Here is a 26,498-nt window from a genome sequence, read left to right on the forward strand (position 1 = left end):
CTTGAAAGAAGGAGACAGAAGTGCTTCAGCAGGAATCACGAGTCAAGGTCGCCGACAACACCGGCGCCAAGGAGCTGCTCACCATTCGCGTGCTCGGCGGGTCGAAGCGTCGCTACGCCGGCCTGGGTGACGTCATCGTCGCCACGGTCAAGGACGCGATCCCCGGCGGCAACGTCAAGAAGGGCGATGTGGTCAAGGCCGTCATCGTCCGCACCGTCAAGGAGACCCGTCGTCCCGACGGTTCCTACATCAAGTTCGACGAGAACGCCGCGGTGATCCTGAAGAACGATGGTGACCCTCGCGGCACCCGTATCTTCGGACCGGTCGGTCGCGAGCTTCGCGACAAGAAGTTCATGAAGATCATCTCGCTGGCACCGGAGGTTATCTAAGTCATGGCCAACATCAAGAAGGGTGACCTCGTTCAGGTCATCTCGGGCCGCAGCCAGGCTCGCGGCGGAGACCGCGGCAAGCAGGGCAAGGTCATCGAGGTGCTCGTCGCCGAGAACCGCGTCGTCGTGCAGGGTGTGAACTTCGTCACCAAGCACGTGCGCGTCGGCCAGACGCAGCGCGGTTCGAAGACCGGCGGCATCGAGACCCACGAGGCACCGATCCACGTCTCGAACGTCGCGATCGTCGACCCCGAGACGAAGAAGCCGACCCGCGTCGGCTTCCGCGAAGAGCAGATCACGAAGGACGGCGTCACCAAGACGGTCCGCGTTCGTTACGCAAAGAAGTCAGGCAAGGACATCTGATGACCGAAACGGCTACGCAGGCTGGCAAAATCCAGCCGCGCCTGAAGACCAAGTACCGCACCGAGATCGCCAAGGCCCTCACCGAGGAGCACGGCTACACCAACGTGCACCAGGTTCCGGGTCTCGTGAAGATCGTCGTGAACATGGGTGTCGGCGAGGCCGCGCGCGATGGCAAGGTCATCGACGGTGCGATCGCCGATCTCACCAAGATCACCGGTCAGAAGCCGCAGGTCACCAAGGCCCGCAAGTCCATCGCGCAGTTCAAGCTGCGCGAGGGCCAGGCGATCGGCACGCACGTCACGCTGCGCGGCGACCGCATGTGGGAGTTCCTCGACCGCCTGCTGTCGCTCGCACTGCCCCGAATCCGCGACTTCCGCGGTCTCTCGGACGCGCAGTTCGACGGCACCGGCAACTACACCTTCGGTCTCACGGAGCAGTCCGTGTTCCACGAGATCGACCAGGACAAGATCGACCGCGTCCGTGGCATGGACATCACTGTGGTGACCACCGCCAAGACCGACGCAGAGGGCCGCTCGCTGCTCAAGCAGCTGGGCTTCCCGTTCAAGTCGGCTGAGTCCGCTCAGTAATTCGTAGTAGACTCAACGAGTTTGTGCCAGCGCCGGCGGGTCTCGGAGCTTTCCGAGGCCCCGCCGGCACCGGCATATCGGCGGTACGCAACCGCGAACCGCCACCACCACAGGTCAGCCTCCGTGTAACGGGTGCTGAAACCTGGTGAACGTAAGGAAACATCTGTCATGACGATGACCGACCCGGTCGCTGACATGCTGACCCGCCTTCGCAATGCGAACTCGGCGCACCACGACTCCGTGACGATGCCGAACTCCAAGCTGAAGTCGCACATCGCCGACATCCTCACCAAAGAGGGATTCATCGCCGGCTTCGAGGTGACCGACGCCCGCGTCGGCACCGAGCTCACGCTGACCCTCAAGTTCGGCCCGAACCGCGAGCGCTCGATCGTGGGCATCAAGCGCGTCTCGAAGCCCGGCCTCCGCGTCTACGCGAAGTCGACCGAGATCCCCAAGGTGCTCGGCGGCCTCGGCGTCGCGATCCTGTCCACCTCCAGCGGTCTGCTGACCGACCGCCAGGCCGAGAAGAAGGGCGTGGGTGGGGAAGTCCTCGCCTACGTGTGGTAATTCCATGTCACGAATCGGACGACTCCCCATCGACATCCCCGCAGGTGTCGAGGTCAAGGTCGACGGCTCCGCCGTCAACGTCAAGGGCCCCAAGGGCGAGCTCTCGCTCACCGTGGCTTCGCCCATCGAGGCAAAGGTCGAGGCGAACCAGGTCCTGGTCACGCGTCCCGACGACGAGCGCGCATCGCGTTCGCTGCACGGCCTGACCCGCACGCTCATCGCGAACCAGATCATCGGCGTCACCGAGGGCTACTCCAAGGGCCTCGAGATCGTCGGTACCGGTTACCGCGTCGCGCAGAAGGGCACTGCGATCGAGTTCGCGCTCGGTTTCTCGCACCCCGTCACCGTCGAGGCGCCTGCCGGCATCACGCTGACCGTCGAGGGCAACAACAAGCTCACGGTCGCTGGTATCGACAAGCAGGCCGTCGGCGAGACCGCCGCGAACATCCGCAAGATCAAGAAGCCCGAGCCCTACAAGGGCAAGGGCATCCGCTACGCCGGCGAGGTCGTGCGTCGCAAGGCCGGAAAGTCAGGTAAGTAATCATGGCTGTGAAGACCAAGACGGCTGCGCGTTCGCGCCGCCACACCCGCCTTCGCAAGAAGGTCGTCGGCACCGAGCTGCGCCCGCGCCTCGTCGTCACCCGTTCGGCCCGTCACGTGTTCGTGCAGGTCGTCGACGACAGCAAGGGCCTGACCGTGGCCAGCGCCTCGACCATGGAGGCCGACCTCCGTGCGTTCGACGGTGACAAGACCGCCAAGGCCAAGAAGGTCGGCGAGCTCGTCGCAGAGCGCGCGAAGAAGGCCGGCGTCGAGTCGGTCGTCTTCGACCGCGGCGGCAACAAGTACGCCGGTCGTGTCGCAGCGATCGCCGATGGAGCGCGAGAGGCAGGGCTCAACCTGTGAGTGAGAACACCGTTAAGGAGACCGAGGTGACTGCAGAGGCACCCGTCGAGACGGCTGCTGCCTCTGAGCCGGCTCGCAACGAGCGCGACAACCGTCGTGGTGGCGGTCGTGACCGCAACCAGGGTGGCCGCGACCGCGGTGGCCGCGACGCCGAGAAGAGCCAGTTCCTCGAGCGCGTCGTGACCATCAACCGCGTGTCGAAGGTCGTCAAGGGCGGTCGTCGCTTCAGCTTCACGGCGCTCGTCGTCGTGGGCGATGGCAACGGCCTCGTGGGCGTCGGCTACGGCAAGGCCCGCGAAGTTCCGACCGCGATCTCGAAGGGCGTCGAGGAGGCGAAGAAGAACTTCTTCCGCGTCCCGCGCATCGGCGCGACCATTCCCCACCCCGTCCAGGGTGAGGCTGCGGCCGGCGTCGTGCTCCTTCGTCCGGCATCGCCCGGTACCGGTGTCATCGCCGGTGGTCCCGTGCGCGCCGTGCTCGAGTGCGCCGGCATCCACGACGTGCTGAGCAAGTCGCTCGGCTCGTCGAACACGATCAACATCGTGCACGCAACGGTCGAGGCCCTGAAGCAGCTCGAAGAGCCGCGCGCAGTCGCCGCACGTCGTGGCCTCGCCTACGACGAGGTCGCACCGGCTCGTCTGCTGCGTGCCGAGGCTCAGGCGGCCGAGGCCGCCGCAGCAGCGAAGGCAGGTGCCTGATGGCCAAGCAGCTCAAGGTGACGCAGATCAAGTCCAAGGTGAGCGAGAAGCAGTACCAGCGTGACACGCTGCGCAGCCTCGGTCTCAAGCGAATCGGCCAGTCGGTCGTGCGTGAGGACAACCCGCAGAACCGCGGGTATGTCAACACCGTCGCTCACCTCGTGAAGGTTGAGGAGATTGACTAATGGCTGACGAGAAGATCGACGCCGCCGCAGAAGCCCCCAAGAAGGCTCCCGCGAAGAAGGCTGCGGCCAAGCCCGCCGCCGAGAAGGCTGCAGCTCCCAAGGCTGCCGCCGCGAAGAAGGCACCGGCCAAGGCCGCTGCTGCGAAGGCCGACGACGCGGCTGCCGAGAAGGCTCCCGCGAAGAAGGCCCCTGCCAAGAAGGCCGCCCCCAAGGCGGACGTCGCCGAGAAGCGCGAGCAGGTTCTGAAGGTGCACCACCTTCGTCCCGCTCCCGGTGCCAAGAAGGACAAGACCCGCGTCGGACGCGGTGAGGGTTCCAAGGGCAAGACGGCAGGTCGTGGCACCAAGGGCTCGAAGGCCCGCAACAACATCCGCCCCGGTTTCGAGGGTGGACAGCTTCCGTACCACATGCGTGCGCCGAAGCTGCGCGGCTTCAAGAACCCGTTCCGCGTGGAGTACCAGGTCGTGAACCTGGACAAGCTGGCCGAGCTCTACCCGAAGGGCGGCGATGTCACCATCGCCGATCTCGTCGAGAAGGGCGCTGTCCGCAAGAACGAGCGCGTGAAGGTCCTCGGCAACGGCGACCTCCAGGTGAAGCTGAACGTCGTCGTCGACAAGGTCTCCGGCTCGGCCGAGCAGAAGATCGTCGCCGCCGGCGGTTCGGTCAAGTAGTACCAAAGCACCACATCCGGTCAGAGCCTGTCGGGACCTCGCGTATGATTCACGGGGGTCTCGACAGGCTCGAGCCATATTTGGAACTGACTCCATGACGGAGCAACAGGAGGACGAGTGTTCAACGCCATCGGGCGGATCTTCCGCACGCCGGATCTTCGCCGCAAGCTCGGGTTCACGCTGGGCATCGTCGCCCTGTTCCGACTCGGCTCGTTCATCCCGGCGCCGTTCGTGGATTTCGGCAACGTGCAGGCCTGCCTCGCGGCGAGCCAGAGCACCACGGGCCTCTACGAGCTCGTCAACCTGTTCTCGGGCGGCGCGCTGCTCCAGTTGTCGATCTTCGCGCTGGGCATCATGCCGTACATCACGGCCTCGATCATCGTGCAGCTGCTGCGCGTGGTCATCCCCCACTTCGAGACCCTCTACAAGGAGGGCCAGTCGGGCCAGGGCAAGCTCACGCAGTACACCCGCTACCTGACCATCGCCCTCGGCGTCCTGCAGTCGACGACGCTGATCACGGTGGCCCGCTCGGGTGCCCTGTTCCCGTCGGGTGACCCCTCGTGCTCGCAGCTCATCACGAACGACGCCTGGTACGCGATCCTGCTCATGGTCATCACCATGACCGCCGGTACCGGCCTCATCATGTGGATGGGCGAGCTCATCACCGAGCGCGGCATCGGCAACGGCATGTCGCTCCTGATCTTCACGTCGATCGCCTCGACGTTCCCGGGTTCGCTCTGGTCGATCGCCCAGGCCCGCGGCCTCGACACCTTCTTCGTCGTCCTCGCGGTCGGCCTGCTGATCGTGGTCGCCGTCGTCTTCGTCGAACAGTCGCAGCGGCGCGTCCCAGTGCAGTACGCCAAGCGCATGGTGGGACGCCGCACGTACGGCGGCAACAACACCTACATCCCGATCAAGGTCAACATGGCCGGCGTCGTGCCCGTCATCTTCGCCTCCTCGCTGCTGTACCTGCCCGCGCTCATCGCGCAGTTCAACCAGCCCGCCGCAGGCGAGGAGCCGCAGGCCTGGGTCGTGTGGATCACGAACTACCTGACCAAGGGCGACCACCCGCTCTACATGCTCCTGTACTTCCTGCTCATCGTCGGGTTCACGTACTTCTACGTGGCGATCACCTTCAACCCCGACGAGGTGGCCGAGAACATGAAGAAGTACGGCGGCTTCATCCCCGGCATCCGCGCAGGCCGCCCGACGGCCGAGTACCTCGACTACGTGCTGACCCGCGTCACGCTGCCCGGCTCGCTGTACCTCGGTCTGATCGCCCTGATCCCGCTCATCGCCCTGAGCATGGTCGGCGCCAACGCGAACTTCCCGTTCGGCGGCGCATCGATCCTCATCATCGTGGGCGTCGGTCTCGAGACCGTGAAGCAGATCGACGCACAGCTGCAGCAGCGCCACTACGAAGGGCTCCTCCGATGACGGCCAGTTCGACCGCCTCCGCACGCTTCCTGATCGTGGGCCCGCAGGGCTCCGGCAAGGGCACCCAGGGCGTCCTCGTCGCCGAGGCGTTCGGCGTCCCGCAGGTCGCGACCGGCGACATCTTCCGCGCGAACGTGTCGGGCGGCACCGAGCTCGGCAAGCGGGTGCAGGCGATCATCGAGGCCGGTGACCTGGTTCCCGACGCCCTCACGAGCGAGCTCGTGCGCGACCGTCTCGCGCAGCCCGACGCGGCTGCGGGCTTCCTCCTCGACGGCTACCCGCGCAACCGCGGGCAGGTCGACGACCTCGCCGACTTCCTGAGCGGTCGCGGTGAGGGCCTCGACGCCGTCATCGAGCTCGAGGTGCCCCGCGAAGAGAGCATCACCAGGCTCCACGACCGCGCGGTCAAGCAGGGGCGTACCGACGACACCGAAGAGGTCATCGCGAACCGCCTGGCCATCTACGAGCGTGAGACCGCGCCGATCCTCGACGTCTACCGCGGCCAGGGCCTCGTGCTGGCGATCGACGGCGTCGGCTCGCTCGACGAGGTCACGCAGCGCATCTTCGACGCGCTCGCGGCCCGCGGCTTCGTCGCACAGCGCTCCGGCGGCAACGGCGCGGCTGCCTGAACCGGCGTGTTCCGGCGTTCGATCTACAAGTCCGCGGCTGAGCTGCGGGCGATGCGCCCGGCCGGCGCCGCCACCGCGGCTGCGCTGGCCGAGGCTCGCCGCCTCATCGCCCCGGGCTCGACCGGTCTCGATCTGGACTCCGCGGCCGAACGCGTCGTGGCGGAGTTCGGCGGGCGATCGAACTTCAAGCTCGAACCCGGCTACCACCACACGCTCTGCGTCTCGATCGACGACGACGTGGTGCACGGCGTGCCGACCGATCGGCCGTTCCGTGCGGGCGGCATCGTCTCGGTCGACGGGGGAGCCGAGGTCGACGGCTGGAACGGCGACGCCGCATTCACCGTCGTGATCCCCGATCCGGAACGGCCGGAGCTCATCGCCTCCCGCACCCGGCTCAGCGAGGTGACCGAGGGGTCGCTGTGGCGCGGCATCGCCGCGCTGGCGACCGCCCGCCGGCTCAACGAGGTGGGCGACGCGATCGAGGAGTACATCGAGGATGCCGGCGAGTACGGCATCCTGACCGACTTCGTCGGCCACGGCATCGGGCGGTCCATGCACGAGGAGCCGCCCGTGTTCAACTACCGCGTCGATCGGCGCGGCCCCGCCGTGCGTCCTGGACTCGTCGTGGCCATCGAGCCCATGGTGGTCGCGGGGTCCATCGAGACCTTCGTCCGCGACGACGGCTGGACCGTCACCACCTCCGACGGCGCCGATTCCGCGCACTGGGAGCACTCGGTGGCCGTGCATGACGGCGGCATCTGGGTCCTCACGGCTGAAGACGGCGGCGCCGAGGGGCTCGCGCCGTACGGCATCGTGCCGGCGCCGATCTCCTGATCCGACCTGCTCGAACTTCGCCGGCCGGGGCTTCATACGCCGGAGCCCGCTGGGTAGGGTGAAGTCGGGGGAGCAGAGTCGCTCGCGACGAGGGCGGACCGCGACGGGGAGGGGCATCGCATGCAGCTCAGGGGAACCGGTGTCGGCGTCGGCGTCGCGATCGGCTCGGTGATCCGCATGGCGGACCCGCTGCCGGAGCCGCCCGACCGCGTCAGCGAGCTCGCGCCCGATGTCGAGTCCGAACGGGCCACGAGCGCGCTCACCGCCACCGCGGCCGATCTCGCCGCACGAGGGCTCACGGCCGGCGGCACCGCGAAGGACGTGCTCGAGGCGCAGGCGCTCATGGCCGCGGATCCGTCGCTCGGTACCGAGGTCGAGAATCGGGTGCAGGCGGGCGCCACGGCCGAACGCGCGGTGTTTGACGCGTTTGTCGGATATCGGGACATGCTCGCCGGCATGGGCGGTTACCTGGCCGAACGGGCCGCCGACCTCGACGACATCTCGCAGCGGGTGCGAGCGCATCTCGCGGGTGTGCCCGCGCCCGGAGTGCCGTCGCCGGGGCATCCGTTCGTCCTGGTCGCCCGCGACCTCTCGCCGGCCGACACCGCGACACTCGACCTCGATCAGGTCAGCGCGGTCGTGACCGTCGACGGGGGGCCGACCTCGCACACGGCGATCCTGGCGCGCGAGAAGTCGATCGTCGCGATCGTGGGCGTCGCGGGTGCGTCGTCGCTCCTCGACGGCGACTCGGTCATCGTCGATGCGGGCGCCGACACCGTCACGGTCGGACCCACGCCCGACGAGCTCGCCGCCGCCGAACACCGTATCGCCGAGCGCGCGGCCATCGCCACGGCTCCGATCGAGCCGGGCCGCCTCGCCGACGGAACGGCGGTGCCCCTGCTCGCGAACCTCGGCTCGGCCGACGGTGCCGCCGCAGCCGTGCGACTCGGGGCCGAGGGGGTCGGGCTGTTCCGCACCGAGTTCCTGTTCCTCGACGCCGAGCGCGCGCCCGGCATCGACGAGCAGCGTGCGGAGTACGTGCGCCTGCTCGAGGCGTTCCCGGGGCGCAAGGTCGTGGTCAGGGTGCTCGACGCCGGAGCCGACAAGCCGCTCTCGTTCGTGAACGACGACGCCGAGCCGAATCCCGCGCTCGGGCTGCGCGGCATCCGGGCACTCCGCGCCGCGGAGCCGGTGCTGCGCGATCAGCTCACCGCGCTCGCACAGGCGGAGGCCGAGACCGAGGCCGAACTGCAGGTCATGGCCCCGATGATCGCGACCGTCGAGGAGACGCGCTACTTCACCGAGCTCGCGCACGAGCTCGGCATCCGGGTCGCGGGCGTGATGATCGAGACGCCGGCGGCGGCGCTGATCGCCGACCGGGTGCTCGGAGTCGCCGAGTTCGCCTCGATCGGCACGAACGACCTCACGCAGTACACGATGGCCGCCGATCGGCTGCTCGGGTCGGTGGCCGCGCTGCAGGATCCGTGGCATCCGGCCGTGCTGCGGCTCATCGGCGAGGTCGGTGCGGCGGGCGCGACGTCGGGGAAGCCCGTCGGCGTCTGCGGCGAGGCGGCGGCCGACCCGCTGCTCGCCGTGGTGCTCGTCGGTCTCGGCGTGACGTCCCTGTCGATGTCGCCGTCGGCCATCGCGGACGTGCGCGCATCGCTGCGCGGCTACGACCTGGCGGATGCCGCGCGCATCGCCCGAGCGGCACTCGCCGCCGAGGGGGCGACCGAAGCCAGACAGGCGGCGCGGGCCGCGGCTGAGGCGCGGTGAGGCGGGTGCGGCCTCGGTTCGCTTAATCGTGCGGAATGTCGTAAAGTTGACCCTTGGTGCTCTGCACGTGCGCCTTGGCATGCCCGACGTCTCGTCTCGCGTGCCGGGTCGACACTGAGCATCATCGCACGACCAGCATCCCAAACTCCAAGCGATAGTGAGGCTATGGCCAAGAAAGACGGCGTCATCGAGATCGAGGGCTCGGTCATCGAGGCTCTCCCGAACGCGATGTTCCGGGTTGAGCTCACGAACGGGCACAAGGTTCTCGCACACATCTCAGGCAAGATGCGCCAGCACTACATCCGAATCCTCCCCGAGGACCGCGTGATCGTGGAGCTGAGCCCCTACGACCTGACGCGCGGACGCATCGTCTACCGCTACAAGTAAGCGCTGCTGGAAAGTAACGGCCCGAGGCACCCCACGGGCACGAAGACAGCGAATCCAAGGAAACACTCATGAAGGTCAACCCCTCCGTCAAGCCCATCTGCGACAAGTGCAAGGTCATCCGCCGCCACGGCAACGTCATGGTGATCTGCGAGAACCCGCGCCACAAGCAGCGCCAGGGCTAGTCAGAAGACTTTCGAACCCTCCCTCGGGCGCGGTTCGTCCTCATAACTGAACACTGCATATCGGCAACACCAGAACCACGGCATCCCGGATGCCGTGGGGACACCTCGGGGCGGAGGCCCGAGCACCGGTGTTGCTCCACACCTCCACTTCGAAAACAGGAGAAGCCGAACATGGCACGTCTTGCAGGAGTCGACATCCCGCGCGAGAAGCGCGTGGAGATCGCACTCACCTACATCTACGGCGTCGGCCGCACTCGCGCGCTGGAGACGCTCGCGGAGACCGGTATCGACGGGAACATCCGCGTCAAGGACCTCAGCGACGACCAGCTCGTCGCGCTGCGCGACTACATCGAGGGCAACTACAAGGTTGAGGGTGACCTCCGCCGCGAGGTCGCCGCCGACATCCGCCGCAAGGTCGAGATCGGTTCCTACGAGGGCATCCGCCACCGTCGTGGTCTCCCGGTCCGCGGTCAGCGCACCAAGACCAACGCTCGTACCCGCAAGGGCCCGAAGCGCACCGTCGCCGGCAAGAAGAAGCCCGGCCGCAAGTAACCGCTCGTCGCCAGATCTAGGAGATTTCACACATGGCAGCATCCAAGGCGGCTACTCGCAAGCCGCGCAAGAAGGAAAAGAAGAACATCGCCGTGGGCCAGGCCCACATCAAGTCGACGTTCAACAACACGATCGTCTCGATCACCGACACCACCGGTGCCGTGATCAGCTGGGCCTCCTCCGGTGGCGTCGGCTTCAAGGGTTCGCGCAAGTCGACCCCGTTCGCCGCGCAGCTCGCCGCAGAGTCGGCAGCACGCCAGGCGCAGGAGCACGGCATGAAGAAGGTCGACGTCTTCGTCAAGGGCCCCGGCTCGGGCCGTGAGACCGCGATCCGCTCGCTCCAGGCCGCAGGCCTCGAGGTCGGCAGCATCAACGACGTGACGCCCCAGGCTCACAACGGTTGCCGCCCGCCCAAGCGCCGCCGCGTCTAAGCACTCCTCGTCGGTCGAGGAGGGCGCCCGCCGCCCGTATCGGGGCCCCGCGACATCCGCGGGCCTCGATACGGTCCCGATGGGCCTCCTCGACCGGCGACACGCACGTTCTACAACTCAAGATCCTCGAACTCGCAGGTGTCATATAGCGGACACCCTGCCGAAAGGAATCCACAGTGCTGATCGCACAGCGTCCGACGCTCACCGAAGAGAACATCTCGGAGTTCCGTTCGCGTTTCGTGATCGAGCCCCTCGAGCCGGGCTTCGGTTACACCCTGGGCAACTCGCTCCGGCGTACGCTCCTCTCGTCCATCCCCGGTGCGGCTGTCACCAGCATCCGCATCGACGGCGTGCTGCACGAGTTCTCGACCGTTCCCGGTGTGCGTGAAGACGTCACCGAGATCATCCTGAACATCAAGAACCTGGTCGTCTCGAGCGAGCACGACGAGCCCATCACGGCGTACCTGCGCAAGCAGGGTGCCGGTGAGGTCACCGCTGCGGACATCTCCGCTCCGGCAGGCGTCGAGGTGCACAACCCCGAGCTCGTCATCGCCACGCTCAACGAGTCGGCGAAGTTCGAGCTCGAGCTGACGATCGAGCGCGGCCGCGGCTACGTCTCGGCGAGCCAGAACCGCAACGAGTACTCCGAGGCCGGCCAGATCCCGGTCGACTCGATCTACTCGCCGGTCCTGAAGGTCACCTACCGCGTCGAGGCCACCCGTGCCGGCGAGCGCACCGACTTCGACCGCCTCGTGGTCGACGTCGAGTCGAAGCCCGCCATCAGCCCGCGTGACGCCATCGCGTCGGCCGGCCGTACGCTCACCGAGCTGTTCGGTCTCGCCCGTGAGCTCAACGTGGCCGCCGAGGGCATCGAGATCGGCCCCGCGCCGGTCGACGCCGTGCTCTCGAGCGAGCTCTCGATCCCGATCGAGGACCTCGACCTTTCGGTGCGCAGCTACAACTGCCTCAAGCGCGAGGGCATCAACACCGTGTCCGAGCTCGTCGCCCTCTCGGAGTCGCAGCTCATGAACATCCGCAACTTCGGTCAGAAGTCGGTGGATGAGGTCAAGGACAAGCTCACCGAGATGGGTCTTTCGCTGAAGGACTCCGTCCCCGGATTCGACGGGGCCCACTTCTACACGGGCTTCGAAGAAGAGAACAACTAGTCCTTCTCGCCCGCCGTACCGACCCCCACTACTGGAGATAACGAACCATGCCGAAGCCCACCAAGGGCCCCCGCCTCGGAGGCGGACCTTCGCACGAGCGGCTCATGCTCGCCAACCTCGCGGCTGCGCTCTACACGCACAAGTCGATCACCACGACCGAGACCAAGGCGAAGCGCCTTCGTCCGCTCGCCGAGCGTCTCATCACGTTCGCCAAGCGCGGCGACCTGCACGCCCGCCGTCGCGTCCTCGCTGTGATCGGCGACAAGGCCGTCGTCCACGAGCTGTTCACGATCATCGCTCCCCAGGTCGCCGACCGTGAGGGCGGCTACACCCGCATCACGAAGATCGGCAACCGCAAGGGCGACAACGCGCCCATGGCGGTCATCGAGCTCGTCCTCGAGCCCGTGACCCCGAAGGTGCGCGCCGCCAAGCCGGCCGCCGCCGCGCCGGTCGCCGAAGAGGCGCCCGTCGTCGAGGCCGAGGAGACCGTCGAGGTCGCCGAGGTCGAGGAGACGCCTGAGGCCGCCGACGAGGCTCCCGCCGAGGAGTCCGCCGACGCCAAGTAGTCGACGCTGTTGTTCGAAGGGCCCCGGTGCATCTGCACCGGGGCCCTTCGGCGTCCCCAGTGCGGGGCGCAACCGGCCGTCGGCGGCACGGAGGCCCTCCTGCGTCGTTCTAGGCTTGTCGGCATGAGTGCGGCCGACGAGCAGACGGGTGCGGTCGCGGATGCCGCGGCCGAGGCATCCGTCGTCCGCATCCGGCTCGGCATCGCCTACGACGGCACCGAGTTCAACGGGTGGAGTCGGCAGCCGACCCAGCGCACGGTGCAGGGGGTCCTCGAGGAGGCCCTCGGAACGCTCTTCCGGCGCACGGGCGCCGTGCCGCGGCTCACGGTCGCAGGGCGGACCGACGCGGGCGTGCACGCGCGCGGCCAGGTCGCCCACCTCGACGTGCCCAGAGCCGCGCTCATGGCGGTCGTCCGGCCGCGACGAGGCCATCCCGGACAGCAGACCGGCCCCGCCGCGGTGCTCGCACGCCGACTCACGGGCATCATCGGGGCCGACGCCGACGTGGTGATCACCGGCGCCGACCTCGCTCCCGAGGGGTTCGACGCCCGCTTCTCGGCGATCTGGCGCCGGTACGAGTACCTCGTCGCCGACCTCGCGGCGCTGCGCGATCCGCTCACCAGGCGCACGACGGTCGCGTATCCGCGAACGCTCGACGTCGAGGCGATGAACGCCGCCGCAGGCTCGCTCCTCGGCCTCCACGACTTCGCGTCGTTCTGCAAGCCCCGCGCGGAGGCCACGACGATCCGCACCCTCCAGCACTACGGATGGCACCGGCGGGCCGACGGCGTCCTCGTCGCGTCCCTGCAGGCCGACGCGTTCTGCCACTCGATGGTGCGGGCGCTCGTCGGCGCGTGCGTGGCCGTGGGGGAGGGGCGGCTCGAGGCATCCGACCCCCTGGCGCTGCTGCGGGCCACGGAGCGCACGAGTGCGTTCAAGGTGATGCCCGCGAAGGGGCTCGTGCTCACCGAGGTCGGGTACCCCGACGACGACGAGCTCGCCGCCCGTGCGACCCTGACCAGGGCGCGGCGCGAATTGCACGTTCACGGGGTCATCGGCTAGGCTGTCTCTTTGGTGCCGCCCTCTGCGCCGGCACCCGAAGTTGAGCCCTCCACCGGGCCGCTCGGCCGCATCGCGGTCGAACACCCACGGAGTGGGATTCACGAACCCCTCACTCGATCAGAAAGCAGCACGATAGTGACGCGCACCTACACCCCCAAGGCGAACGAGATCCAGCGCGACTGGGTCATCATCGACGCCACCGACATCGTTCTCGGCCGTCTCGCGAGCCACACCGCAGCCCTGCTGCGCGGCAAGCACAAGCCGACCTTCGCGAACCACATGGACACCGGTGACTTCGTCATCATCGTCAACGCCGAGAAGGTGGCCCTCACCGGCCAGAAGCTCCTCCAGAAGAAGGCCTACCGCCACTCGGGCTACCCGGGCGGCCTCAAGGCGGTCGGCTACGCCGAGCTCCTCGAGAAGAACCCCGTCCGCGCCGTCGAGAAGGCGATCCGCGGCATGCTCCCCAAGAACTCGCTCGGTCGTGCCCAGCTCAAGAAGCTGAAGGTCTACGCAGGCGCGGAGCACCCGCACGCGGCGCAGCAGCCCACGCCGTACACCCTCACCCAGGTCGCCCAGTAATTCCGGCACCCTCGACGTTCTCGAAAAGGATTCACACCACCATGGCGAAGATCGCAGACCAGCTCGACGCGGCTCCGGAGAGCTACACCACCGAGAGCGCCCCCGCGGCGGCTCCCACCACCCCCCGTGCCGTGCTCAACGTGTCCGGCGCAGCCGTCGGCCGTCGCAAGCAGGCCATCGCACGCGTGCGCGTCGTTCCGGGCGCCGGCAACATCACGGTCAACGGCCGTGAGTTCGCCGCCTACTTCCCGAACAAGCTGCACCAGCAGCTCATCACCGACCCGTTCACGGTGCTCGAGCTCACCGGCTCGTACGACGTGATCGGCAAGATCACCGGCGGCGGCCCCTCGGGCCAGGCGGGCGCGCTGCGCCTCGCGATCGCCCGTGCGCTCAACGAGATCGACCGTGAGAACAACCGTCCGGCCCTCAAGAAGGCCGGCTTCCTCACGCGTGACGCCCGCGTCATCGAGCGCAAGAAGGCCGGTCTCAAGAAGGCCCGCAAGGCTCCCCAGTTCTCGAAGCGCTGATCCAGCGCTCCGGAACTCCGAATGCCTCGGCTCTTCGGAACTGACGGGGTCCGGGGCCTGGCCAACCGTGAACTCACGGCTGACCTGGCCCTGGGCCTCGCCCAGGCGGCTGCCGCCGTGCTCACGCAGGGCAGGCACGCCGACGAACTCCGCGCGGCGGGTCGACGACCCGTCGCCGTCGTGGCGCGCGATCCGCGCGTCTCGGGTGAATTCCTCACCGCCGCCGTCTCGGCCGGCCTCGCGAGCTCGGGCGTCGACGTCCTCGACGCCGGGGTCATCCCGACTCCCGCAACGGCCTTCCTCATCGACTCGATCGGCGCCGACTTCGGCGTCATGATCTCGGCGTCGCACAACCCGGCGCCCGACAACGGCATCAAGTTCTTCTCGTACGGCGGCACGAAGCTCCCTGACGAGGTCGAGGACCGCATCGAGTCCTACCTCGGCCGGCAGAAGCTCGCGCCCATCGGAGGCGGCGTCGGCCGGATCCGCCGGTTCGCCGACGCCGAAGACCGCTACGTCGTGCACCTGCTCGGCACGCTGCCGAACCGTCTCGACGGCATCCACGTCGTGCTCGACTGCGCCCATGGCGCGGCCGCCGGCGTGTCGCCGGAGACCTTCCGCGATGCGGGCGCCAAGGTCACCGTCATCGGGGCCGACCCCGACGGCATGAACATCAACGACGGCGTCGGCTCGACGCACCTCGACCACCTGGCCGCGGCCGTGCTCGAGCACGGGGCCGATCTCGGCATCGCCCACGACGGCGACGCCGACCGGTGCCTCGCCGTCGACGCCGACGGCAACATCGTCGACGGCGACATGATCATGGCGATCCTCGCCGTGGCCATGCACGAACGCGGCGCGCTCACCGACGACACGCTCGTCGTGACGGTCATGTCGAACCTCGGCCTGCGCCGGGCCATGGCCGACCGCGGCATCCGCGTGGTCGAGACCAAGGTCGGCGACCGATACGTGCTCGAGGCCCTCGCCGCCGAGAAGCTCGCGCTGGGCGGCGAGCAGTCCGGCCACGTCATCATGAGCGAGTTCGCGACCACCGGCGACGGCGTGCTGACCGGCCTCCACCTCGTGGCCGAGATGGCGCGGACCGGCAAGTCGCTCGCCGAGCTCGCGTCGGTCATGACGGTCTACCCGCAGGTGCTCGTGAACGTGCGCGGCGTCGACCACCACGCCCTCGCAGACGACGAGACGATCGCGGCCGCGGTCGCCGCGGTCGAGGCCGAGCTCGGTGATACGGGTCGGGTGCTCCTGCGCCCGTCGGGCACCGAGCCGATGGTCCGCGTCATGGTCGAGGCGCGCAGCCAGGACGACGCTGAGCGCCACGCCGCATCCCTCGCGGAGACCGTCAGGTCGCAGCTCGCCCTCGAGGGCTGAACCACCACGACGAACGGATGCCGCGTGCGGCCCCACCGATGACGGTGCGGTCGCCGCGGCATCCGTTCGTCGCATCCGACGCCGACGCCGAAGCCGACACCGATGCCGATGCCGACGCCGACATCGGCCCCGGCGCATGCAGCTGCTCCAGCATCCGTGCCGTCAGCGTGGACGAGCGAGTCAGAGCTTGCGCAGCAGCACCGTCGACACGCTGTGGTCGGCGCTCTTGCGGAGCACGAGTGAGGCCCGCGACCGGGTCGGGCGCACGTTCTGGAGCAGGTTCGGCTCGTTGATGCTGCGCCAGATCTCACCGGCGCGCGCACGGGCCTGCTCCTCGGTGAGGCTGGCGTAGCGGTGGAAGTACGAGCGCGGGTTCGTGAAGGCACCGCGCTGCAGCTTGAGGAAGCGCTCCTCGTACCAGCGGGCGATGTCGCTCGTGCGGGCGTCGACGTAGATCGAGAAGTCGAAGAGGTCGCTCACGGCGAGCCGGTGCCCGGGGCCGGGCGGCTGCAGCACGTTCAGGCCCTCGACGATGAGCACGTCCGGCCGCCGCACCGTGATCTGCGCGTCGGGCACGATGTCGTACGCCAGGTGCGAGTAGAACGGCGCGCGCACTTCGGGGGCGCCGGCCTTGACCTCGCTGACGAACCGCAGCAGCGCGCGTCGGTCGTAGGACTCGGGGAAGCCCTTGCGCGCCATGAGTCCGCGCCGTTCGAGCTCGGCGTTGGGGAAGAGGAACCCGTCGGTCGTGATGAGCTCGACACGGGGGGTGTGCTCCCACCGCGCGAGGAGCTCGCGCAGCACGCGGGCGATCGTCGACTTGCCGACTGCCACCGAGCCGGCGACGCCGATGACGAAGGGCGTCGACTCGACGCGTTCGCGCAGGAATTCGCCCGTCGCGCTGCGCAGGGCCTTGGTGCCGCCGACGTAGAGGTTCAGCAGGCGGCTGAGCGGCAGGTACACCTCGGCGAGCTCGCGCATGTCGAGGGGTTCGCCGAGGCCGCGGAGCTGCACGATCTCGGTCTCGCTGAGCGGGGCCGGCACCGACGGTGCGAGCTCCGACCAGTCGGCTCGTGGGAGCTCCATGAACGGTGAGATCTGCGCGATCGGAGTCGACGAGGTCTGCGGGTCCGGCACCTCGACAGTCTACTGTCGGCGGCACGGGGTGCTGTGGCGGCCGGGTCGTGCACCTCGACGCCGCGCCGGGCGGCGGCATCCGTCGTCCTGCGCTGCGGGGCGGGCGTCGAGCGTGCCGACGTAGAATCGACCCCATGTGTGGAATTGTCGGTTACGTCGGGCAGCGCAGCAGCGTCGACGTGCTCATGGGAGGCCTGAAGCGCCTCGAATATCGCGGTTACGACTCGGCGGGAGTGGCGATCGTCGACGACGACGGCGCGATCGAGACCGCCAAGCGCGCGGGCAAGCTCCAGGTGCTCGCCGACGAACTCCAGGCGCACCCGCTGCACGTCGGGCGCACGGGCATCGGCCACACGCGCTGGGCGACGCACGGCGGTCCGACCGATCGCAACGCGCACCCGCACCTCGGCGACGAGGGTCGCCTGGCCCTCATCCACAACGGCATCATCGAGAACTTCGCCGAGCTCAAGCAGGAGCTCCTCGACGAGGGCTTCACGTTCGAGTCGGAGACCGACACCGAGGTCGCCGCGGTGCTCCTCGGGCGCGAGGTGCGCCGCACGGGCGACCTCCGCGAGGCCTTCCTGCGCGTCGTCAACCGGCTCGAGGGGGCGTTCACGCTCCTCGCCGTGCACCGCGACGCCCCCGGCCTCGTGGTCGGCGCACGCCGCAACTCGCCGCTCGTGATCGGGCTGGGCGAGGGAGAGAACTTCTTCGGTTCGGATGTCGCGGCCTTCGTCGAGTACACGAAGCGCGCCGTGGCGATCGGCCAGGACCAGATCGTGGCGATCACCGCCGACGAGGTCACGGTCACCGACTTCGACGGCGCGCCCGTCGAGGTCGAGCCGTTCGAGGTGGCGTGGGACGCCTCCGCCGCCGAGAAGGGCGGGTGGTCCTCGTTCATGCGCAAGGAGGTCGCCGAGCAGCCCGACGCGGTCGCGAACACGATCCGCGGTCGCATCGTCGACGGCGAGGTGCGCATCCCCGAGCTCGAGTCCTTCGGCGACGACGAACTGCGCGGCGTCCGTCGCATCACGGTCGTGGCGTGCGGCACGGCGTCGTACGCCGGCCAGGTGGCGAAGTACGCGATCGAGCAGTGGGCGCGCGTGCCCGTCGAGATCGAGCTCAGCCACGAGTTCCGCTACCGCGAACCGGTGATCGACGACGGCACGCTGGTGCTCTCGATCAGCCAGTCGGGCGAGACCATGGACACCCTGATGGCCGTGAAGTACGCGCGCGAGCAGGGTGCGCGCACGATCTCGATCTGCAACACGCAGGGGGCGACGATCCCGCGGGAGTCCGACGCGGTCGTCTACACGCACGCGGGGCCCGAGGTCGCGGTTGCGTCGACGAAGGCGTTCGTGGCGCAGATCACGGCGCTCTACCTCTTCGGCCTGCACCTGGCACGGGTGCGCGGCACGCTCGCACCCGAGGTGCTCGCCGAGGCGCTCGCCGAGCTCCAGGCGATCCCCGCGAAGCTGCAGACGGCCCTGGGGCAGTCCGAGCGCGTCGCCGAGCTCGCGCACTGGATGGCCGACACGCGTTCGGTGCTCTTCCTCGGTCGCCACGTGGGCTACCCGATCGCGATGGAGGGTGCGCTGAAGCTCAAGGAGCTCGCGTACATCCACGCCGAGGGGTTCGCCGCCGGCGAGCTGAAGCACGGCCCGATCGCGCTCATCGAGCCCGGCCAGCCGGTGTTCGTCGTGGTGCCGAGCCCGCGCGGCTCGGCGAACCTGCACTCGAAGGTGGTCTCGAACATCCAGGAGATCCGCGCTCGCGGTGCGCGCGTCATCGCGATCGCCGAGGACGGCGATGCCGCGGTGCTGCCGTACGCCGACGAGGTGATCCGCATTCCGCTCGCCGCGCCGCTCTTCGAGCCGCTCCTCGCGGTGGTGCCGCTGCAGGTGTTCGCGATGGAGCTGTCGCAGGCGAAGGGCCTCGACGTCGATCAGCCGCGCAACCTCGCCAAGTCGGTGACGGTGGAGTGACTCGGTCGGGGGCGTTCGCGTGATCGCGGGCATCGGCATCGACGTGGTCGACATCGCTCGGTTCGAGCGGTCGATCGCGCGGACGCCGGCGCTCGTCGAGCGCCTGTTCGCTGAGAGCGAACGCGGACGCCCCGCCCGTTCCCTGGCTGCGCGGTTCGCGGCCAAGGAGTCGCTCATCAAGGCGCTCGGCGGCCACGCCGTCGTGCGCTGGCACGAGATGACGATCGTGCAGGATGCCGACGGCAACCCCGACTTCGAGCTCAGCGGCGGCCTCGCCGACCACGTGCGCGCGCTCGGCATCGACCGCGTGCACCTCTCGATGAGCCACGACGCCGGCATCGCGAGCGCGTTCGTGATCCTCGAGTCGAGCGGGGGAGCGCGATGAGCGCGGCGGCCGCACGGATCCCTCAAGCTGTGCCGACCCCTCCCTTCCGCGAGGCCGTCGTCGACCTCGACGCCGTGCGCGCGAACGTCGCCGCGCTCGCCGCGCAGGTCGCACCGGCCGCGGTCATGGCCGTCGTGAAGGCGAACGCCTACGGGCACGGCGCCGTGCCGGTCGCGCATGCCGCCCTCGACGGCGGCGCGACCTGGCTCGGCGTCGCCGACCTCGACGAGGCGTTCGAACTCCGCGACGCGGGCGTCACGGCCCCGGTGCTCGCCTGGCTGCACGGCCCCGACGCGCCGTTCGCCGACGCGATCGTGCGCGGCATCGACCTCGGCATCTCGTCGATCGACCAGCTCAGGCGGGTCTCGGATGCCGCGGCGCACGTCGCGGCCTCGGCCGCCGGCTCCGGCGGGGCGTCCGCGACCTCCGGCCCGGCCTTCGTGCACCTGAAGATCGACACCGGACTCAGCCGCAACGGCGTGCCGCCCGAGGAGTGGATCGAAGCCGTCGCGTTCGCCGCGATGCTCGAGGAGCAGGGCCGCATCCGCGTGCGGGGCGTGTTCAGCCACCTCGCCAACACCGACGACGAGGCCGACCGCGCGCAGCTCGCGGCGTTCGACGAGGCGCTCGCCGAGGCATCCGCCGCCGGGCTCGAACCCGAGGTGCGCCACCTCGCGTCGACCGCCGCCGCCGTGCGCCTGCCCGCGTCGCGCTTCGATCTCGTGCGGCTCGGCATCGGCACGTACGGCATCCCGCCCTACGGCGACGGCACGACCGCGGCCGACCTCGGGCTCCGCCCCGTGATGACGCTGCGCGCGTGCGTCGCCGCGGTCCGACGCGTCGAGGCGGGCGTCGGTGTCTCGTACAGCCACACCTGGCGCGCCGAACGCGCGACCACACTCGCGCTGGTGCCGCTCGGCTACGCCGACGGCATCCCGCGCCATGCCTCGAGCCGCGCCGAGGTGCTGCTCGCCGGTCGCCGTCGACCGGTCGTCGGGCGCATCGCCATGGACCAGTTCGTCGTCGACGTCGGCGACGACGAGGTCGCGGTCGGCGACGAGGTCGTGCTCTTCGGAGACCCCGCGACGGGCGCCCCGTCGGCCGATGACTGGGCCGACGCCGCCGACACGATCGGCTACGAGATCGTCACGCGCATCGGCCACCGCGTGCCACGCACCTACGGGGGCGGCGCGTGATCCGCACGGAGGTCGCCGATGCCGCGGCCATGGAGGAGTTCGGCCGCGACCTCGGCGCCCGGCTCGTCGCCGGCGACCTGCTCATCCTCACCGGACCGCTCGGCGCGGGCAAGACGACCCTCACGCGCGGGCTCGGGGCGGGCCTCGGCGTGCGCGGACCCGTGCAGTCGCCGACCTTCGTGCTCGCCCGAACGCACCCGAGCCTCGTCGGCGGCGCCCCGCTCGTGCACGTCGACGCGTACCGCCTCGGCAGCGCCGAACTCGTCGAGGACCTCGACCTCGACTTCGCCCGCTCGGTCGTCGTGGTCGAGTGGGGCGCTGGGCTCCTCGACGACGTGAGCGAGTCGTGGCTCGAGGTCGAGATCGAGCGTCCGCAGGGTGCTGCGGCGAGCGGCTCCACGGCGACGGATGTCGCGACGGGGTCGGGCGCAGACCCCGCCGACGCCGAACTGCTCGGCGCCGACGAGCCGCGCGTGGTCACCCTGCGCGGGTTCGGCCCGCGCTGGGCGGGCACCGCGTACGCCGACGCTCGGTAGGGTTGAGGCATGCTGCTCGCGATCGACACCTCGACGGGCACGAGCGTCGCCGTGGTCGACCACGACGCCGGCGTGATCGCCGAGGTCGGCACGTCCGACACCATGCGTCACGCCGAGGTCGTCGGAGAACTCATCCGCGAGGCGCTCGAGTCCGCGCACGTCCCGCCCGCCCGTCTGTCGGGCGTGGCCGCGGGCATGGGGCCTGGGCCGTTCACCGGTCTGCGGGTCGGCATCGCCGCGGCCCACGCCTTCGCGCTCGGCATCCGCAAGCCCTTCGTGCCCGTCGTGAGCCACGACGCGGTGGCGTTCACGTGGTACCGCGACGGCGGATCGGGCCCGATGCAGGTCGTGACCGATGCGCGGCGCCGGGAGTTCGCGGTCTCCGACTACGACGGCATCGACGCCGACGGGCTGCCGATCCGCGTGCACGGCCCGGTGCTCGTGCCGCGCGACGAGGTGCCCGAGCGCACGGGCACGCGTCTCGATGCGACCCTCGTCTCGGCCGGCGGCATCGGCATGATCGCCGAGTACGCCTTCGCGGGCGGCCGGCTTCCGCTCACGGGCGACGCGCCCCTCTACCTGCGCGCGCCCGACGTCACCCCCTCCGCCGGCAAGAAGGTGCTGCGATGAGCGTGCTCATGCGGCGGGCGAAGCCCGCCGACCTCGAGGCGATCATGGGCCTCGAGCGCGACACGTTCGTGACCGACGCCTGGTCCGAAGACCTCATGCGCTCGGAGCTCGCGAGCGAGCACGGCTACTACCTCGTGGCGGTCGACGACGAGGCCGAGCCCGAGCGGCGGCTCCTGGGCTACGCGGGCCTCTACGCGCCCGCCGGCGCGGGCGACGCCGACGTGCAGACGATCGCGGTCGCCCCGTTCACGCGCGGCATCGGCCTCGGGCGCGGGCTCATGCACGCGCTCATCACCTACGCGCGTCGCAAGCACGTCTCCCGCATCTTCCTCGAGGTGCGCGCCGACAACCCCATCGCCAAGGCGCTCTACGACTCGCTCGGCTTCGTCGAGATCGGCATCCGTCGCGGCTACTACCAGCCCGACAACGTCGACGCCGTCAGCATGCGCCTCGACGTGCCCGAGGCCGTCGCGCAGCCGGCCGGCGGGGCCGGCACGGCCGGCACGACCGCGCCGCGTGCCGGAGCGCCATCCTCGCGGCCCGGCGCCTCGACCCCCGGAGCGACGAGATGAACCGCGAAGCCCCGCTCGTGCTCGGCATCGAGACCTCGTGCGACGAGACCGGCGTCGGCATCGTCCGCGGCACCGAGCTGCTGGCGAACGTCATCGCCTCGTCGATGGACGAGCACGCGCGCTACGGCGGCGTCGTGCCCGAGGTCGCGGCCCGCGCCCACCTCGAAGCGCTCGGGCCGTCGATCGACGCCGCGCTCGCGGCATCCGGAGTCTCGCTCGACGACCTCGACGCGGTCGCCGTCACGAGCGGGCCGGGTCTCGCCGGTGCGCTCATGGTCGGCGTCGGCGCGGCCAAGGCGCTCGCGCTCTCGATCGAGAAGCCGATCTACGCCGTGAACCACCTCGTCGGGCACGTCGGCGCCGACCTGCTCGACGCCGACGCGCCGCTCGAGACGCCGACGATCGCGCTGCTCGTCTCGGGCGGGCACACGTCGCTGCTCGTCGTGCGCGACCTCGTCTCCGACGTCGAACTGCTCGGCGAGACCATCGACGACGCGGCGGGCGAGGCCTTCGACAAGGTCGCGCGCGTGCTCGGTCTGCCCTACCCGGGCGGACCCGAGATCGATCGCGCGGCGATCGGCGGCGACCCGAGGGCCATCCGCTTCCCGCGGGGCCTCACGCAGCCCAAAGACCAGGCGGCCCACCGCTACGACTTCAGCTTCTCGGGCCTGAAGACCGCGGTCGCCCGCTGGGTCGAGCAGCGCGAGGCGGCCGGCGAGCCCGTTCCGATCGCGGATGTCGCGGCGAGCTTCCGCGAGGCCGTCGCCGACGTGCTCGTGACGAAGGCCATCGCCGCGTGCACCGATCTCGGCGTGCCGCGCCTGCTGCTCGGCGGAGGCGTCGTCGCGAACGCGAGACTGCGCGAGCTCGCACAGGAGCGGGCGGATGCCGCGGGCGTGGCGCTGCGCGTTCCGCCGCTGTCGCTCTGCACCGACAACGGCGCGATGATCGCCGCGCTCGGCGCCCAGCTCATCATGGCCGGACACGCGCCGTCCGGGCTGTCGTTCGGCGCGGATTCGACCCTTCCCGCGACCGAGGTGCAGGTGGCCTGACCCGCCCTGCGCGGGAGGTGTGCTCGGTACTGCTGCCGCGCTAAAGTGGCGAACGGGGGTGGAAATCGCTCCTGCACGCATTCGATCCGACACGGTCGTCCCATCGTGTTCGGTACAGCATCGAGGAGACCACCGTGACCGACCCCAACGTTCCCAACCCGTCCGGCGACACGCCCGACATCCCCGCCGCGCCGGCCGCACCCGTGCCGCCCGCACCGCCGGCACCGCCCGCCTACTCGGCACCTCCGGCTGCGCCCGCCGCGCCGGCTGCACCGACCTACGGCGCGACCGCTCCGGCCTACGACGCCTCGGCTCCCGCGTACGGCGCGCCGACCCCCGCGAAGACCAACGTGCTCGCCATCGTGTCGCTCGTGGCATCCCTCGTGGGCTTCTTCACGGGCATCGGTTTCCTGGTCGGCATCGTGTGCGGCCACATCTCGCTCAGCCAGATCAAGAAGACCGCCGAGCAGGGCCGCGGCATGGCCATCGCCGGCCTGGTCATCGGGTACATCGGCCTCGTGATCTCGATCATCCTGACGATCGTGTTCATCGTCATCTTCGCGATCGCGGCGTCGTACGGCGGCAGCACGTACACGTACTGATCCACCTCACATCACGGAAGGTCGAACCATGAGCGATCCGAAGACTCCCGCCGACGGCACCGATCCGGCTGCGTCGATCCCCGAGGCCGCGTCGGCCGCCGCGCCCGAGGTGTCGACGCCCGACATCCCCGCGGCGCCCGACGTTCCGTCCGTGCCCGAGGTTCCGGGCGCGCCGACGCCTCCCGCGGCGCCGGAGCCCCCGGCAGCGCCGGAGCCCCCGGCCGCTCCCGAGCCGCCCGCGTACTCGGCGCCGGTTCCTCCGGCCGCCGAGGCGCCGCAGCCCTACGGAACGCAGCCGCCCGCAGCGCCGGCCTACGGCGCCCCGGTGCCGCCGCCCGCACCGCCCGCGTACGGAGCGCCGGTCGCTGCGGCCGGTTCGCCGTATGCACCTGCGGCGCCCGCCAAGGCCACGCCCGTGTACAGCCTGATCTCGCTCATCGCGGGCATCGTCGGCCTCGTGGGATTCTTCGTGGTGTTCATCCCGTTCGTGGGCGGCATCATGCAGATCTTCATCCCCGCCGCCGCGGTCGTGCTCGGCTTCATCGGCCGCAAGCGCGAGCCCGCGGCCAAGGGCATGTGGCTCACCGGCATCATCCTCGGGTTCGTGGGCGTCGCGATCGGCCTGATCTCGCTGCTGTTCTGGGCGCTGATCTTCGCGTCGGCGTCGAACTCGTACTACTACTGATCGCATGACGATTCCCCCCGCGGACCCGCCGCGACCTCGTCCGGTTCCGGATGCCTCGACCGAGGCGTCCGGGGCCGGCGAGGCGACGCGGCCGATCGACGAGTCGGCGCTCCGCGCGGCGGCTCCGTCGGCCGAGGGGGCGCCCGTTCCGATGGCCGTCGCGCCGCGCAAGTGGGACATGCCGCTCGACACGGGCGAGCTGCGCACGGTGCCGACCGGGCAGCTGCTCATCGTGCACCGGCCAGAGGCGTATGCCGAGGCATCCGACGAGGTCGAAGAGGAGGAGACGCAGCGACGGGTCTACAGCTGGGTCGGCGCCGTCTTCGGCGTCATCGGCGCCGCGGCGTCGCTCTTCGTCGGCTGGATGCTGCCGCTCTCGATCGTGGCGATCATCTTCGGCGTGCTCGGCCTCCGCCGTGAGGAGACCGGCCGCACGCTCGCCTTCGTCGCGATCGGCACGGGCGTCGGCGGGCTCGTGTTCTCGGCCGTGTGGATCGGGTACTACGCGATCGTGTTCGGCACGCTTCAGGTCTGAGCAGGATCGCGGGGCAAGCGCTCGACGAGCAGCGCGACGTGACGGCCCTCTTCACGGGTCATGACGAGCGTCGCGGATGCCGCGCCCTGCAGCTTGAGCTTCGTGCGCAGCACCGCGGGGTCGATGTCGATGCCGCGCTTCTTGATCTCGAGCGTGCCGATGTCGCGGGCGCGCAGCGCCTGCCGCAGTTGACGTTCGTCGACCGGCAGGCGTTCGATGACTCGGAAGCCCTGCGCGAACGGCGACTGGAACGCCGTGTCGCCCGTGAGGTAGGCGATGCCGTCGGAGAGCATCCACGCGCCGTGCGCCCGGGCCAGGTCGCCGATGAGCCGAGCGCGGATCACCGAGCCGTCGGGCTCGTAGAGGTAGTCGCCGAGGGGCCCGACGGGGGCGTCCTCGCTGTCGGCCGCCGCCGTGAGCTCGTCGGCGCCCTGATCGCCGACCACGAGGGCCGCGCGACGGATGCCGGGGCGGGCGACGGCGCCGAACCAGACGCCGAGCTCGACGACGTCGCCGCCGACCGAGATCCACTGGGCCTCGGCGTCGGCCGGGATGACGCCGCGATCGGTGCCCGGGCCGAGCTTCACGCCGACGGCCATGCGGTCGGCCAGGCCGAACGCGAAGTCGAGGCTCGGCGTGTAGTCCGCGGCATCCGCGAGCCGTCTCGTGCGCCCGCCGCTCGTGACGCGGCGCGCGGGGTCGAGCCAGGCGCCGCCGATGCCGCCGAGGTGCACCTCTTCGGCGGTCGTGTGCAGCACGCGTGCGTGCTCGAACGGGGTGAGGTTGAAGGCGGCGATCGCCGCGGTCACCTCGTCGGCCTCGGCCGCGGTGACCTCGAGGTCGACGGCCGCGAGGGCGAGCGAGTCGCCGCCGATGCCGCAGCCGAGGTCGGCGACGTGGCGGATGCCCGCTCGTGCGAAGCGGCCCGCGTGCAGCGCCGCGACGCGCAGGCGCGTGGCCTGCTCGAGTCCGGCCTCGGTGAAGAGCATGCTCGGAGCGAACTCGCCGAACTTCGCGCGCGCCTTGGCGCGCAGCTTCGACTGCGTGAGCACGGCGGCCACGAGCGAGGGGGAGTGGCCCTGTCGGCGGAGGTCGGAGACCGCGGCGACGATGTCGGTCTTCGCGTGCCATTCGGGCAGCGAGTCGAGCAGTCGCAGGCCTTCGGGAGAGAGCAGTTCGACGAGCTCGGAGCGGTCCACCCGGCCACGCTAGCACCCTGCCCGACGCAGTTGGCACTCACGTTGCACGAGTGCCAAATCGCGCCTAGACTCGTTTTAGCACTCTCGCTCTGAGGCTGCTA

General features: G+C 69.9%; 35 protein-coding genes. 33 read left to right on the forward strand and 2 right to left on the reverse strand.

Annotation, left to right across the window (positions count from 1 at the left end):
• Positions 1 to 20 precede the first annotated feature (20 nt).
• The 23 genes from rplN to glmM all read left to right on the forward strand — a co-directional run bounded on the left by rplN (position 21) and on the right by glmM (position 15,883).
• Positions 21 to 389 (forward strand): 50S ribosomal protein L14, encoded by a 369-nt coding sequence (gene rplN, locus GQR16_RS08270; protein ID WP_156999952.1) that lies wholly within the window; start codon positions 21 to 23, stop codon positions 387 to 389.
• A 3-nt stretch (positions 390 to 392) separates the two neighbouring features.
• Complete coding sequence (gene rplX, locus GQR16_RS08275; RefSeq protein ID WP_157414687.1) at positions 393 to 752, forward strand: 50S ribosomal protein L24; 360 nt, start codon at positions 393 to 395, stop codon at positions 750 to 752.
• Entirely contained in the window at positions 752 to 1,339 is a 588-nt protein-coding gene (gene rplE, locus GQR16_RS08280) for a 50S ribosomal protein L5 (RefSeq protein WP_157414688.1), read from the forward strand. The genes rplX and rplE overlap by 1 nt, the downstream gene beginning before the upstream one ends.
• Positions 1,340 to 1,507: 168 nt before the next feature.
• Positions 1,508 to 1,906, forward strand: a complete 399-nt coding sequence (gene rpsH / locus GQR16_RS08285) for a 30S ribosomal protein S8 (RefSeq protein WP_157414689.1) — start codon at positions 1,508 to 1,510, stop codon at positions 1,904 to 1,906.
• Positions 1,907 to 1,910: 4 nt separating this feature from the next.
• On the forward strand, positions 1,911 to 2,447 hold the full coding sequence (rplF, locus tag GQR16_RS08290) for a 50S ribosomal protein L6 (RefSeq protein WP_116083646.1): 537 nt from the start codon (positions 1,911 to 1,913) through the stop codon (positions 2,445 to 2,447).
• Between the two features lie 2 nt (positions 2,448 to 2,449).
• The gene (rplR, locus tag GQR16_RS08295) at positions 2,450 to 2,809 is read left to right on the forward strand and encodes a 50S ribosomal protein L18 (protein ID WP_067878886.1); all 360 of its coding nucleotides are present in this window, start codon (positions 2,450 to 2,452) and stop codon (positions 2,807 to 2,809) included.
• A 26-nt stretch (positions 2,810 to 2,835) separates the two neighbouring features.
• Positions 2,836 to 3,507 carry a 30S ribosomal protein S5 gene (gene rpsE / locus GQR16_RS08300; protein ID WP_255353513.1) on the forward strand — a complete coding sequence of 224 codons (672 nt, stop codon included), beginning with the start codon at positions 2,836 to 2,838 and terminating at the stop codon, positions 3,505 to 3,507.
• The gene (gene rpmD / locus GQR16_RS08305; RefSeq protein ID WP_055860148.1) at positions 3,507 to 3,692 is read left to right on the forward strand and encodes a 50S ribosomal protein L30; all 186 of its coding nucleotides are present in this window, start codon (positions 3,507 to 3,509) and stop codon (positions 3,690 to 3,692) included. The genes rpsE and rpmD overlap by 1 nt, the downstream gene beginning before the upstream one ends.
• Complete coding sequence (gene rplO / locus GQR16_RS08310; RefSeq protein WP_082462280.1) at positions 3,692 to 4,363, forward strand: 50S ribosomal protein L15; 672 nt, start codon at positions 3,692 to 3,694, stop codon at positions 4,361 to 4,363. The genes rpmD and rplO overlap by 1 nt, the downstream gene beginning before the upstream one ends.
• A gap of 117 nt (positions 4,364 to 4,480) precedes the next feature.
• Positions 4,481 to 5,800: a preprotein translocase subunit SecY gene (secY, locus tag GQR16_RS08315; RefSeq protein ID WP_157414690.1), complete on the forward strand. Its 1,320-nt coding sequence runs from the start codon at positions 4,481 to 4,483 to the stop codon at positions 5,798 to 5,800.
• On the forward strand, positions 5,797 to 6,429 hold the full coding sequence (locus GQR16_RS08320) for an adenylate kinase (protein WP_157414691.1): 633 nt from the start codon (positions 5,797 to 5,799) through the stop codon (positions 6,427 to 6,429). The genes secY and GQR16_RS08320 overlap by 4 nt, the downstream gene beginning before the upstream one ends.
• A gap of 6 nt (positions 6,430 to 6,435) precedes the next feature.
• On the forward strand, positions 6,436 to 7,263 hold the full coding sequence (map, locus tag GQR16_RS08325) for a type I methionyl aminopeptidase (protein WP_281351379.1): 828 nt from the start codon (positions 6,436 to 6,438) through the stop codon (positions 7,261 to 7,263).
• A gap of 120 nt (positions 7,264 to 7,383) precedes the next feature.
• Positions 7,384 to 9,039, forward strand: a complete 1,656-nt coding sequence (gene ptsP / locus GQR16_RS08330; protein ID WP_157414692.1) for a phosphoenolpyruvate--protein phosphotransferase — start codon at positions 7,384 to 7,386, stop codon at positions 9,037 to 9,039.
• A 165-nt stretch (positions 9,040 to 9,204) separates the two neighbouring features.
• Positions 9,205 to 9,426 (forward strand): translation initiation factor IF-1, encoded by a 222-nt coding sequence (gene infA / locus GQR16_RS08335; protein WP_011186713.1) that lies wholly within the window; start codon positions 9,205 to 9,207, stop codon positions 9,424 to 9,426.
• Between the two features lie 68 nt (positions 9,427 to 9,494).
• On the forward strand, positions 9,495 to 9,608 hold the full coding sequence (gene rpmJ, locus GQR16_RS08340) for a 50S ribosomal protein L36 (RefSeq protein WP_047561540.1): 114 nt from the start codon (positions 9,495 to 9,497) through the stop codon (positions 9,606 to 9,608).
• Between the two features lie 171 nt (positions 9,609 to 9,779).
• Complete coding sequence (rpsM, locus tag GQR16_RS08345; RefSeq protein ID WP_055860129.1) at positions 9,780 to 10,160, forward strand: 30S ribosomal protein S13; 381 nt, start codon at positions 9,780 to 9,782, stop codon at positions 10,158 to 10,160.
• 32 nt (positions 10,161 to 10,192) lie between these two features.
• Entirely contained in the window at positions 10,193 to 10,591 is a 399-nt protein-coding gene (gene rpsK / locus GQR16_RS08350) for a 30S ribosomal protein S11 (RefSeq protein WP_156999966.1), read from the forward strand.
• A gap of 176 nt (positions 10,592 to 10,767) precedes the next feature.
• Positions 10,768 to 11,757: a DNA-directed RNA polymerase subunit alpha gene (locus GQR16_RS08355; RefSeq protein WP_157414693.1), complete on the forward strand. Its 990-nt coding sequence runs from the start codon at positions 10,768 to 10,770 to the stop codon at positions 11,755 to 11,757.
• A 47-nt stretch (positions 11,758 to 11,804) separates the two neighbouring features.
• Positions 11,805 to 12,323: a 50S ribosomal protein L17 gene (gene rplQ, locus GQR16_RS08360; protein ID WP_157414694.1), complete on the forward strand. Its 519-nt coding sequence runs from the start codon at positions 11,805 to 11,807 to the stop codon at positions 12,321 to 12,323.
• Between the two features lie 123 nt (positions 12,324 to 12,446).
• Positions 12,447 to 13,385, forward strand: coding sequence for a tRNA pseudouridine(38-40) synthase TruA (gene truA / locus GQR16_RS08365; RefSeq protein ID WP_157414695.1), 939 nt, complete (start codon positions 12,447 to 12,449; stop codon positions 13,383 to 13,385).
• Positions 13,386 to 13,520: 135 nt separating this feature from the next.
• Positions 13,521 to 13,967 carry a 50S ribosomal protein L13 gene (rplM, locus tag GQR16_RS08370; protein ID WP_157414696.1) on the forward strand — a complete coding sequence of 149 codons (447 nt, stop codon included), beginning with the start codon at positions 13,521 to 13,523 and terminating at the stop codon, positions 13,965 to 13,967.
• A 41-nt stretch (positions 13,968 to 14,008) separates the two neighbouring features.
• Entirely contained in the window at positions 14,009 to 14,494 is a 486-nt protein-coding gene (gene rpsI, locus GQR16_RS08375) for a 30S ribosomal protein S9 (protein ID WP_067878864.1), read from the forward strand.
• A gap of 21 nt (positions 14,495 to 14,515) precedes the next feature.
• Positions 14,516 to 15,883, forward strand: a complete 1,368-nt coding sequence (gene glmM / locus GQR16_RS08380) for a phosphoglucosamine mutase (protein ID WP_157414697.1) — start codon at positions 14,516 to 14,518, stop codon at positions 15,881 to 15,883.
• Between the two features lie 180 nt (positions 15,884 to 16,063).
• Here the strand turns inward: glmM and coaA are convergent, their stop codons facing one another.
• Positions 16,064 to 16,969 (reverse strand): type I pantothenate kinase, encoded by a 906-nt coding sequence (gene coaA / locus GQR16_RS08385; protein WP_211373479.1) that lies wholly within the window; start codon positions 16,967 to 16,969, stop codon positions 16,064 to 16,066.
• Positions 16,970 to 17,154: 185 nt separating this feature from the next.
• On the opposite strand from coaA, the gene glmS reads away from it, so the two are divergent.
• The 10 genes from glmS to GQR16_RS08435 all read left to right on the forward strand — a co-directional run bounded on the left by glmS (position 17,155) and on the right by GQR16_RS08435 (position 25,198).
• The gene (glmS, locus tag GQR16_RS08390) at positions 17,155 to 19,005 is read left to right on the forward strand and encodes a glutamine--fructose-6-phosphate transaminase (isomerizing) (RefSeq protein ID WP_157414699.1); all 1,851 of its coding nucleotides are present in this window, start codon (positions 17,155 to 17,157) and stop codon (positions 19,003 to 19,005) included.
• A gap of 19 nt (positions 19,006 to 19,024) precedes the next feature.
• Positions 19,025 to 19,390, forward strand: coding sequence for a holo-ACP synthase (locus GQR16_RS08395; protein ID WP_157414700.1), 366 nt, complete (start codon positions 19,025 to 19,027; stop codon positions 19,388 to 19,390).
• The gene (gene alr, locus GQR16_RS08400; protein WP_157414701.1) at positions 19,387 to 20,586 is read left to right on the forward strand and encodes an alanine racemase; all 1,200 of its coding nucleotides are present in this window, start codon (positions 19,387 to 19,389) and stop codon (positions 20,584 to 20,586) included. Before GQR16_RS08395 ends, alr begins: the two co-directional genes overlap by 4 nt.
• Positions 20,587 to 20,615: 29 nt before the next feature.
• Positions 20,616 to 21,122 (forward strand): tRNA (adenosine(37)-N6)-threonylcarbamoyltransferase complex ATPase subunit type 1 TsaE, encoded by a 507-nt coding sequence (tsaE, locus tag GQR16_RS08405; protein ID WP_157414947.1) that lies wholly within the window; start codon positions 20,616 to 20,618, stop codon positions 21,120 to 21,122.
• Positions 21,123 to 21,131: 9 nt separating this feature from the next.
• Positions 21,132 to 21,752 (forward strand): tRNA (adenosine(37)-N6)-threonylcarbamoyltransferase complex dimerization subunit type 1 TsaB, encoded by a 621-nt coding sequence (tsaB, locus tag GQR16_RS08410; protein WP_157414702.1) that lies wholly within the window; start codon positions 21,132 to 21,134, stop codon positions 21,750 to 21,752.
• Positions 21,749 to 22,324, forward strand: coding sequence for a ribosomal protein S18-alanine N-acetyltransferase (rimI, locus tag GQR16_RS08415; RefSeq protein WP_157414703.1), 576 nt, complete (start codon positions 21,749 to 21,751; stop codon positions 22,322 to 22,324). The genes tsaB and rimI overlap by 4 nt, the downstream gene beginning before the upstream one ends.
• A complete protein-coding gene (gene tsaD, locus GQR16_RS08420; RefSeq protein ID WP_157414704.1) occupies positions 22,321 to 23,376 on the forward strand; it encodes a tRNA (adenosine(37)-N6)-threonylcarbamoyltransferase complex transferase subunit TsaD in 1,056 nt (351 codons plus the stop codon). The genes rimI and tsaD overlap by 4 nt, the downstream gene beginning before the upstream one ends.
• Before the next feature lie 134 nt (positions 23,377 to 23,510).
• On the forward strand, positions 23,511 to 23,978 hold the full coding sequence (locus GQR16_RS08425) for a DUF4190 domain-containing protein (RefSeq protein ID WP_157414705.1): 468 nt from the start codon (positions 23,511 to 23,513) through the stop codon (positions 23,976 to 23,978).
• Between the two features lie 28 nt (positions 23,979 to 24,006).
• On the forward strand, positions 24,007 to 24,663 hold the full coding sequence (locus tag GQR16_RS08430) for a DUF4190 domain-containing protein (protein ID WP_157414706.1): 657 nt from the start codon (positions 24,007 to 24,009) through the stop codon (positions 24,661 to 24,663).
• Between the two features lie 4 nt (positions 24,664 to 24,667).
• Complete coding sequence (locus tag GQR16_RS08435) at positions 24,668 to 25,198, forward strand: hypothetical protein (RefSeq protein ID WP_157414707.1); 531 nt, start codon at positions 24,668 to 24,670, stop codon at positions 25,196 to 25,198.
• On the opposite strand, the gene GQR16_RS08440 is transcribed toward GQR16_RS08435, so the two are convergent.
• Positions 25,189 to 26,397, reverse strand: coding sequence for a class I SAM-dependent methyltransferase (locus GQR16_RS08440; protein ID WP_157414708.1), 1,209 nt, complete (start codon positions 26,395 to 26,397; stop codon positions 25,189 to 25,191). The two genes, GQR16_RS08435 and GQR16_RS08440, sit on opposite strands and share 10 nt — an antisense overlap.
• Positions 26,398 to 26,498 lie beyond the last annotated feature (101 nt).

The sequence above is a fragment of the Agromyces allii genome (assembly GCF_009749385.1).
In the GTDB taxonomy this organism is placed as follows: domain Bacteria; phylum Actinomycetota; class Actinomycetes; order Actinomycetales; family Microbacteriaceae; genus Agromyces; species Agromyces allii.

Bases quoted from the DNA above. Each gene is read 5' to 3' on its own strand.
- rplX (WP_157414687.1), top strand. From the start codon at position 393: ATGGCCAACATCAAGAAGGGTGACCTCGTTCAGGTCATCTCGGGCCGC.
- rplE (WP_157414688.1), top strand. From the start codon at position 752: ATGACCGAAACGGCTACGCAGGCTGGCAAAATCCAGCCGCGCCTGAAG.
- rpsH (WP_157414689.1), top strand. From the start codon at position 1,508: ATGACGATGACCGACCCGGTCGCTGACATGCTGACCCGCCTTCGCAAT.
- rplF (WP_116083646.1), top strand. From the start codon at position 1,911: ATGTCACGAATCGGACGACTCCCCATCGACATCCCCGCAGGTGTCGAG.
- rplR (WP_067878886.1), top strand. From the start codon at position 2,450: ATGGCTGTGAAGACCAAGACGGCTGCGCGTTCGCGCCGCCACACCCGC.
- rpmD (WP_055860148.1), top strand. From the start codon at position 3,507: ATGGCCAAGCAGCTCAAGGTGACGCAGATCAAGTCCAAGGTGAGCGAG.
- rplO (WP_082462280.1), top strand. From the start codon at position 3,692: ATGGCTGACGAGAAGATCGACGCCGCCGCAGAAGCCCCCAAGAAGGCT.
- GQR16_RS08320 (WP_157414691.1), top strand. From the start codon at position 5,797: ATGACGGCCAGTTCGACCGCCTCCGCACGCTTCCTGATCGTGGGCCCG.
- ptsP (WP_157414692.1), top strand. From the start codon at position 7,384: ATGCAGCTCAGGGGAACCGGTGTCGGCGTCGGCGTCGCGATCGGCTCG.
- infA (WP_011186713.1), top strand. From the start codon at position 9,205: ATGGCCAAGAAAGACGGCGTCATCGAGATCGAGGGCTCGGTCATCGAG.
- rpmJ (WP_047561540.1), top strand. From the start codon at position 9,495: ATGAAGGTCAACCCCTCCGTCAAGCCCATCTGCGACAAGTGCAAGGTC.
- rpsM (WP_055860129.1), top strand. From the start codon at position 9,780: ATGGCACGTCTTGCAGGAGTCGACATCCCGCGCGAGAAGCGCGTGGAG.
- rpsK (WP_156999966.1), top strand. From the start codon at position 10,193: ATGGCAGCATCCAAGGCGGCTACTCGCAAGCCGCGCAAGAAGGAAAAG.
- rplQ (WP_157414694.1), top strand. From the start codon at position 11,805: ATGCCGAAGCCCACCAAGGGCCCCCGCCTCGGAGGCGGACCTTCGCAC.
- truA (WP_157414695.1), top strand. From the start codon at position 12,447: ATGAGTGCGGCCGACGAGCAGACGGGTGCGGTCGCGGATGCCGCGGCC.
- rpsI (WP_067878864.1), top strand. From the start codon at position 14,009: ATGGCGAAGATCGCAGACCAGCTCGACGCGGCTCCGGAGAGCTACACC.
- glmM (WP_157414697.1), top strand. From the start codon at position 14,516: ATGCCTCGGCTCTTCGGAACTGACGGGGTCCGGGGCCTGGCCAACCGT.
- coaA (WP_211373479.1), bottom strand. From the start codon at position 16,969: ATGGAGCTCCCACGAGCCGACTGGTCGGAGCTCGCACCGTCGGTGCCG.
- glmS (WP_157414699.1), top strand. From the start codon at position 17,155: ATGTGTGGAATTGTCGGTTACGTCGGGCAGCGCAGCAGCGTCGACGTG.
- alr (WP_157414701.1), top strand. From the start codon at position 19,387: ATGAGCGCGGCGGCCGCACGGATCCCTCAAGCTGTGCCGACCCCTCCC.
- tsaE (WP_157414947.1), top strand. From the start codon at position 20,616: ATGGAGGAGTTCGGCCGCGACCTCGGCGCCCGGCTCGTCGCCGGCGAC.
- tsaB (WP_157414702.1), top strand. From the start codon at position 21,132: ATGCTGCTCGCGATCGACACCTCGACGGGCACGAGCGTCGCCGTGGTC.
- rimI (WP_157414703.1), top strand. From the start codon at position 21,749: ATGAGCGTGCTCATGCGGCGGGCGAAGCCCGCCGACCTCGAGGCGATC.
- tsaD (WP_157414704.1), top strand. From the start codon at position 22,321: ATGAACCGCGAAGCCCCGCTCGTGCTCGGCATCGAGACCTCGTGCGAC.
- GQR16_RS08430 (WP_157414706.1), top strand. From the start codon at position 24,007: ATGAGCGATCCGAAGACTCCCGCCGACGGCACCGATCCGGCTGCGTCG.
- GQR16_RS08435 (WP_157414707.1), top strand. From the start codon at position 24,668: ATGACGATTCCCCCCGCGGACCCGCCGCGACCTCGTCCGGTTCCGGAT.